A 7109-nucleotide genomic window follows, 5' to 3' on the forward strand; every position below is an offset into this window, starting at 1 on the left:
GACGCGAAAGAACTACATGGAATGAGATATACACAATATAGAGGGTTAGCGAAAGTAAAAATGGAGCTCACTCTCAAATTTGCATGTATGAATTTAAAAAAATTAGCAATGTGGAAGTTTGGAAAAGACTTCCTCAACACAAATTTCTACAAAAATAACTCAAAATTTATAAAAATAAAAAAAATGGCTATCAAATATTATTATTCGATAGCCATTTGTCTACAACCTGAGAAGAGGACTTTTAGTCCTCTTCTTTATTCAAATTTATAAATTTTAAAGTTTATTCTTCTCTAACATTTTTCTAAAAATATCATCTTTCTTTACTTCGTAAAGATCTCCATACTTAGTAAGAGAATAACCAAATTCGATTTTTTTATTTTTTTCAACTATATTTACAATTGTTCTTATTGGCAATTGTTTTTCTATTATTTCTTGTAATTGTTTTTCTAAAAATGGTTGTGTTGAAAAAACATCTATTTCTTGAAAATTTTTATTTAAAATAAAAATAGTTTTTATCTCAATAATTTCATTATTTGGTAGAGTAAAATTGTTTATAAAAATTGTATGTAATTCTTTTGATGATCCTTCCATTTCTATAAAGGACTTTTTTATAATATTTTTCAATTTATTATATAAGTCTCCTCCTAGAGCACTAAAAAATCCAACTGCTATCGCTTGTAATGCAAACTTTATAATAATCTCAGAATTAAATTCATAAGATTTTTTTATATTATCCTGAACTTTTATATTCAAAGTCTTTTCATTTTTTTTAAATTCATCTTCTATTAGTTTATTTAAAAGACTATTAGTTCTAAAATTTCTATCAAATAAAATTTCATTATTGTCTAACGTAACTATTTTCATTATTTTATCTTTTTTAACATTATTGAATTTTTCATCTTTAAAAAATTCAAGTTTAGCAAATAAATAACTTTCTTCTTCATGATCAATAACTTTAGCATCTATCCACTTACCTATAGGAGGATTTGTAAAATCATGCTCTTTGTAAATTGGAAAATAATTAACTTTAAAACATTCTTCTAAATAAATTAAACATTCTCTTGTTAAAATATCACCATGTTTATCTATTAATGTATTTGAAATCAAACGCCACAATTCAACTGTTGCAATCAAATTGTATTTCTTATCTTCTTCTTTTATCATTGTTGACAAAATTTCTCCTACAAATAATTCTTTAGAAAATTCATCTTTACCTATAAAAAATTCTAATTTTCTATCTAACAATTTTTTTTTATATCTTATTTTATCTTTTTTATAACTGGACTCAATACAAATATTAAGTTTAACCGCTTTCATTATACCCCTCCATTGCTTTAGATAAAATTTATAAAAAAAAATGGAAGCATAGACTAAACTCCCATTTTTTCTTAAATATGTATATAGGTTTTTTCTGCCTTGTATCAAGTATATAAATAATTAAATAAATTTGTCAACTACTCTTTTATAAATTGATGTCCATAAATACTTAGTATGTACTTTCCATTTACTTTCTCTAAGTTAATATTTTTTTTCCCTTGAATTGCATACCATATACTTGCTGGAGATTTATTTTCATCCCCTATAATTTTCTCATCCTTAAAATATACAGTATAATATTCTTTATATTCCCCTTTTTCTCCTTCGACTTTTCTTAATTGTGCATTCATTTCTAAATTATCTCTTTCCATATCTAAAAATACTGCTCTATTTTCTTTTGCTAAATAATTTTCACTTGGATCACGTTTTATATAAAGAGTATATCTACTTCCTTTTTTAGATAATGTAGCATATCCTTTTGTTATTTTTTCACTTTCACTATATTTTTCTATTATTTTTCCTTCTTCTGAAATTTTTGAACCTGGATATAGCAATTTATATTTTCCTAAATATTGTTTAGGAATTTCATTTTTATTTCCTATACACCCTGTTAATATTATTCCAATTAACAATACTAAAGTTTTTATAAATTTTCTCATTATTTTACCCCCATTATTTTCTCATTAATTAATCTTAATAAATAGGTAATAGTTATAATATTACTTATGCTACTAGCTGCATATATTTAACATAACATTCAATTCTTTTATTAGTTCTGTTCACATATTTCTGACCTCCTGATTTTTATTTTTTATAAAAATATTAAGATACTCTTATAGATTTATTTAGAGTACAATATATTTCATTTTGAAAAATTTTCATTGTAGCCTTTAAGCCTTTCTTGTATTACAATTTGCAATAACATATTGATTTTATAATGCGAATTTTGTTATACTATATTAGTTTTGGTTTAGTGAGCTTATAACTCACCAGTTTGATTGAATGACTTATTTACGAGATAAGTCATTTTTAATTTTTTGTAAATTTCCTTTTATAATATTATCGTAAACACCTTTACTTTTTATTTTTGTATTTTTTAAAAATTGTTCGGTCATGTTATTATTTTTTATAAGGTACTTTATTACTTCTTCTTCCATTTGTTTAGTTATTTTGAGATTATTATCAATAGCTTTTATTATTTCATTTTTCGAAAAAATATCATTCTTATGCTCTGGTTCTATTAGTTCAATTTCTTCATCCTCTTTATTTTCAGCAGATATGATAACTCTTTTTAGATATTCTAATTTTGTAAAATCTTTATTTATTTTTTTGTAAGCAAAATTTAATCCATTTATTAAGTTTGTTTCTTGTATATCATCTAAAAGAATTTGAATTGTTTGATTATTCAAAGTTTTAGATTTATTTATATAAATATTTTTTTTAGCTTTAACCATAGCTTTTTTTAATTCATCTGAAATTGTAAATATTTTTTTACTAACTATAAAAGTGTAGCCTACTAATGATTTTCTTCCTTTTCCTCTAGTATTTGCATACTCTTTTTCAATAGTAAGATTTATATCAGTAAATTTATTTATTTCTTCAATCATTGGTTCAAAAACTCTAATATCTAAGTTATCAATTCTTATTTTTCTTCCTATTTTTTCTCTTATTTCATCCACGCTTAAATAATATTTCTTTTTGAATAGATTGGCTTTGGATAGCATATAAAAAATTACTGAATATTTACTTTTTAAAGGTTCTATGTATTTTAACTTATATTTACAAAAATTATCTTGGAACTCACCTATTAACGGAAAAAATTTATGATTGTATTCTACAGTTATATATTTTTCTTTTTTATTAAATTCTAATAGAGAAAAGATACTGTAAGCTTTATATTTATCTTCACTTTCAAAAATTAAGATTCTTCTTTTTTGTAAATTTGATATGATTTTTTCAAATGCTGTATAACTTTGATCCCCCATATTTATAAATTGTTTTATATTTACTGAATTATAATCATATGTTAATGTTTCTTTTTTTACATCTGACATTAGAGCTAAAAAAAGCTTCAATTCTCTTAATTCAAAATATTCTAATTTTCCTTGTGAAATGCTGTTATGATGCCGAATTTCTTTTTCTTTCATTGTTGCTTCTCCTTATAACAATTATTATAGAGATTTTTGTTTATATTTATTCAGTATTTATATTGTTTGGCAGCCGAACGATAAAATTTTTAATCTATATATATAATTAATATATAAAATATATCTACTTAATGTGTATGTGATTAAAAATAAAAACCGTTTTTTTGTAGGATTTAATCAGTTGAAAACCGTTTTTTTGTAGGATTTAATCAGTTGAAAACCGTTTTTTTGTAGGATTTAATCAGTTGAAAACCGTTTTTTTGTAGGATTTAATCAGCTGAAAACCGTTTTTTTGTAGGATTTAATACATCGAAAACCTTCTATAGTTAATACTTTTGAACATCTCTTAATAAGATATTAATAAGATAAAAGAATAAAAAGATCTTTTTAATAAGATGTCTATTTTTTTTAACAACTTTCAAGAATATTTTTCAAAATTTCAAACTCATTATAATTTAAATTTTCTAATAAATTCTTCTTAAAACTTTTTTGTGAGATTTTCACAATATCAATGTTTTTTTCTTTTGAGTTTTTTAATAATTCCATAATATCGTTATGGGTAAAATCTTTTTTTGAATCTAAATTTTGTTTTTTCTTTTTTTCTCTAACTTGAATACGTTCAATCATTTTTTCATTTCCTATTTCATCCCAATAATCAAATTTACTAAAATCATTTTTAGGAAAAGATAAGAGATATCCTAATAATCGTTCTTTTGGTAAATCTATTAATTCTGCTATTTCAAATAAAGCACCAAGTTTAATTAATTTGTGAGCTCTTTCTTTTCTTAATTGTTCTCCATTTCTAGCTTTTGAAACTGCTATTTCTCTATCAATACTTAATATTTTTTTTTCTAATTTTCTTTTTTGGTCAAAAGTCTTCATATAAACCTCTCTTTAAAATCTTTTTAAACGCTTTTATTTACCTCAAAAATCAATTTCAAACTACTTTGCAACAAAATACATGTATGAACATATGTAGAGCTAAAAATCTACCTTCAAATCGTTTTCATGATCTTTTATATACTTACTGTAAAAACTAGTTTTTGAAACTTAGCTACTTAATTCATTTTTATCGAATTACTTCGTATAAGCCTCTCTTTAAAATCTTTTTAAACACTGTTATTCACCTCAAAAATCAATTTCAAACTACTTCGCAACAAATACATGCATGAATGTATGTAGAGCTAAAAATCTACCTCTAAATCATTTTCATGATCTTTTATATGTTCGCTGTAAAATTTACTTAAAGATTTTCTTTCTTCTTCATCTTCAAATAAAGAGCGAGAATGTCCAGAGTCTTCTTGTAACTGATGAAGTTGTTTCGTTGAATCAATATAATTTTCAAAATTTCGTGGTTTTATTTCTTTTTCATATTCTTTAAATTTATTTTGCTTAAATATATTTTCAAATTTCTCTTGTTTTGAGGTATTTTCTTTTGATTTTATATTTTTGTTTGCTTGTTTTTTTACATTTTCAATTTCTTTAATGGTTTGATTTAGTAAGTTTGGGTCAACTGCATTAATCATGCTGTGATACTTTTGTTGTAAATCTAATTTTTGTTTTTCAAGTTTTGATATTTCAGAACTTAAAGAAATTCCTTTTAGGCTAAATTTCCCTAAAGATTCTTTTTGTATTTTTAGATTTTCCAGAGATTTATCTAAAGATTTATATTCTTTAAATATTTTGTTATAAGCCCCTTTAGTTATTTTGTTATAGGCAAGTTTTTTAATATTAATTGTACTAAATGTTTCATCAAGAGCTTCTCTTGCTGTCCTATATTTGTATTCATAGTAAATTGAGTTATTAATTTTTTGTGAATATATATAATATTTATTAGTAAATATATCTTTTGTCTCCTTATCTTGTAATAACCAGAGCTTATAAAACTCAATTTCTTGCTTTAAAACATGTCTTTTGTTGAATAAATTTTCTTTTCTAGATTCTAGTTTTTCTTTTAAACTTTTTTCAATTTTTTCCACTTTAAAATAATTTTCATTAAAAAATTTATCAAACCGAACTTCGTGTAATTTTTCTAGCTCAACTTTTAAATTTTTATGTTCTTCAATTTTTTCTTTCATTAAATCATTTCGATTATCATAGAAACCTCCATTAATTTCTCTAACGATAGTATTTATTTTATCAATACATTTTTTTGTATCTTCAACGGCTTTTTTATATTCTCCCTTTGTCAAAATATCTTTAGCGGTTTCTCTAAGAGTAGTTGAATTAAGCTTAGTTTCTATTTGATTAAGATCTCTATTAGTGGTTTTTAAGTTCCACTCTAAATCAGCTAAAGTTTCAAGAATACTTGAAAGTTTGTTATGAGCTCCGATTTTATCTAAGATAAAGGAGTTCTTATTAGAAGATTTATAAATATGTTCTCGTTCTTTAACTAAACTTTCTTTTTTATTTTGAAGAGAAGAAAGATTTTCACTAGATTTTGTGATTTCTTTTTTAAGAGCAGAAGCAAAGTCTATAGAAGAAATACTTGTTTCAATAGTTTCTATTTTTTCTTTTACTTCAGCTATCGTTTTGGTATATTTTTGTTTTAGTAAAAGGTCAGCCTCTGTACTTTCTTCAATACTATTTAACTTTTCAATGTAATAGTTTAACGTTTGATGAAGAGGTAGAAATTCTTTATTTATACTATTAATTGCTGAAATTTTAACAGCAGAAAAAGAGTTAGCAGTTTTCGCTAATTCTAATTCTTTTTCTAGCATTAAAATATTTTTTTCAACATCCAAAAAACTATAATATTTAGGATGAACAAAATCTTTTGGTAGTGATTTAATATTTAGATCAGCATCTTTAATAAGGTTTTTCTTAATTTCGATATTTTTTTGTAAAGCCAAAGTTTCTCTATAATCTTTTTCTAAACAAACTTTAATAGTTTTATTTTTTAAATATTTTTTATATTGATTTTGTTCCCATCTAGTTAGAGGATTTCCATCCAAAGCTTTTTTTAATATTCTCATTTGAATATTAATAGCTTTTCTTTTAAGTAGTTTAGCTTTCACTTTATCTCCATCTTTGAGAGCATTTTGGTATTGCTCTTTAAGAGACAAAGAAGAGACTTTTTCAAGCCCACGTTCTTGTAAATGTTTATTTAATGTTGTTTCCCATGAAAATCTAATCTCTTTAAGTGATTTAGTATTTTTAGAATCCCATCTAGTATTTTTAGCATTTCCTCCGAGCTTTGGATTATTACTATTTGCTCTTTTGAAAAAATCTTTTCCAATCCTTTCCATTTCATCGAGTTCTCTAGTAGAAAACATAAGATGGACATGTATATTTTGTTGAACCTTATTTTTTTCAATTTCTTTATCGTGAATTACAGCAGAATAATAATATTTATTTCCGAGTTCTTTTTCTATAAACTCATGTAATAATTTTTGATTTTCCTTTAAAGAAAATTCACTAGGTAATGCAAGTTTTAGTTCTTTATATGACATCCCATTAGCTCTTTCAAAACTATCTGACATTTCAAAAAAATCACGATTATTTTTAACCCAAGTAGGTATATTTTGAATAGCATATACTACTTCGTCTTTTTTGTATGAATATTTATTTAATCCATGAATGTAGTCATAGTGAGGAGTTGCTTTACCAACTTTTCCATGACTGGCTCTGCAAAAATATATAGCC

The 7109-nt window shown here is 23.6% G+C and carries 6 protein-coding genes; 1 reads left to right on the forward strand and 5 read right to left on the reverse strand.

Annotated features, from left to right (window positions below):
* Positions 1-270: transposase (locus ACRC8M_RS09455; protein WP_438528913.1), on the forward strand; the 270-nt coding region annotated here is incomplete at its 5' end.
* Between the two features lie 3 nt (positions 271-273).
* On the opposite strand, the gene ACRC8M_RS09460 is transcribed toward ACRC8M_RS09455, so the two are convergent.
* The 5 genes from ACRC8M_RS09460 to ACRC8M_RS09480 form a co-directional block, all read right to left on the reverse strand.
* A complete protein-coding gene (locus ACRC8M_RS09460) occupies positions 274-1317 on the reverse strand; it encodes a hypothetical protein (protein ID WP_438528914.1) in 1044 nt (347 codons plus the stop codon).
* A gap of 137 nt (positions 1318-1454) precedes the next feature.
* Entirely contained in the window at positions 1455-1976 is a 522-nt protein-coding gene (locus ACRC8M_RS09465) for a hypothetical protein (RefSeq protein ID WP_291942760.1), read from the reverse strand.
* Positions 1977-2324: 348 nt separating this feature from the next.
* Complete coding sequence (locus ACRC8M_RS09470) at positions 2325-3464, reverse strand: replication initiation protein (RefSeq protein ID WP_438528915.1); 1140 nt, start codon at positions 3462-3464, stop codon at positions 2325-2327.
* 408 nt (positions 3465-3872) lie between these two features.
* Positions 3873-4346 carry a conjugal transfer protein TraD gene (locus ACRC8M_RS09475; protein WP_291942764.1) on the reverse strand — a complete coding sequence of 158 codons (474 nt, stop codon included), beginning with the start codon at positions 4344-4346 and terminating at the stop codon, positions 3873-3875.
* Positions 4347-4648: 302 nt separating this feature from the next.
* The coding region (locus ACRC8M_RS09480) for a MobA/MobL family protein (RefSeq protein WP_438528916.1) at positions 4649-7109 on the reverse strand (2461 nt) is incomplete at its 5' end.

The organism is Cetobacterium sp. (genome assembly GCF_051653945.1).
In the GTDB taxonomy this organism is placed as follows: domain Bacteria; phylum Fusobacteriota; class Fusobacteriia; order Fusobacteriales; family Fusobacteriaceae; genus Cetobacterium_A.

What these genes read in the sequence shown, in the direction of transcription:
- ACRC8M_RS09460 (WP_438528914.1), bottom strand. Translation starts at nt 1,317, where the DNA reads ATGAAAGCGGTTAAACTTAATATTTGTATTGAGTCCAGTTATAAAAAA.
- ACRC8M_RS09465 (WP_291942760.1), bottom strand. Translation starts at nt 1,976, where the DNA reads ATGAGAAAATTTATAAAAACTTTAGTATTGTTAATTGGAATAATATTA.
- ACRC8M_RS09470 (WP_438528915.1), bottom strand. Translation starts at nt 3,464, where the DNA reads ATGAAAGAAAAAGAAATTCGGCATCATAACAGCATTTCACAAGGAAAA.
- ACRC8M_RS09475 (WP_291942764.1), bottom strand. Translation starts at nt 4,346, where the DNA reads ATGAAGACTTTTGACCAAAAAAGAAAATTAGAAAAAAAAATATTAAGT.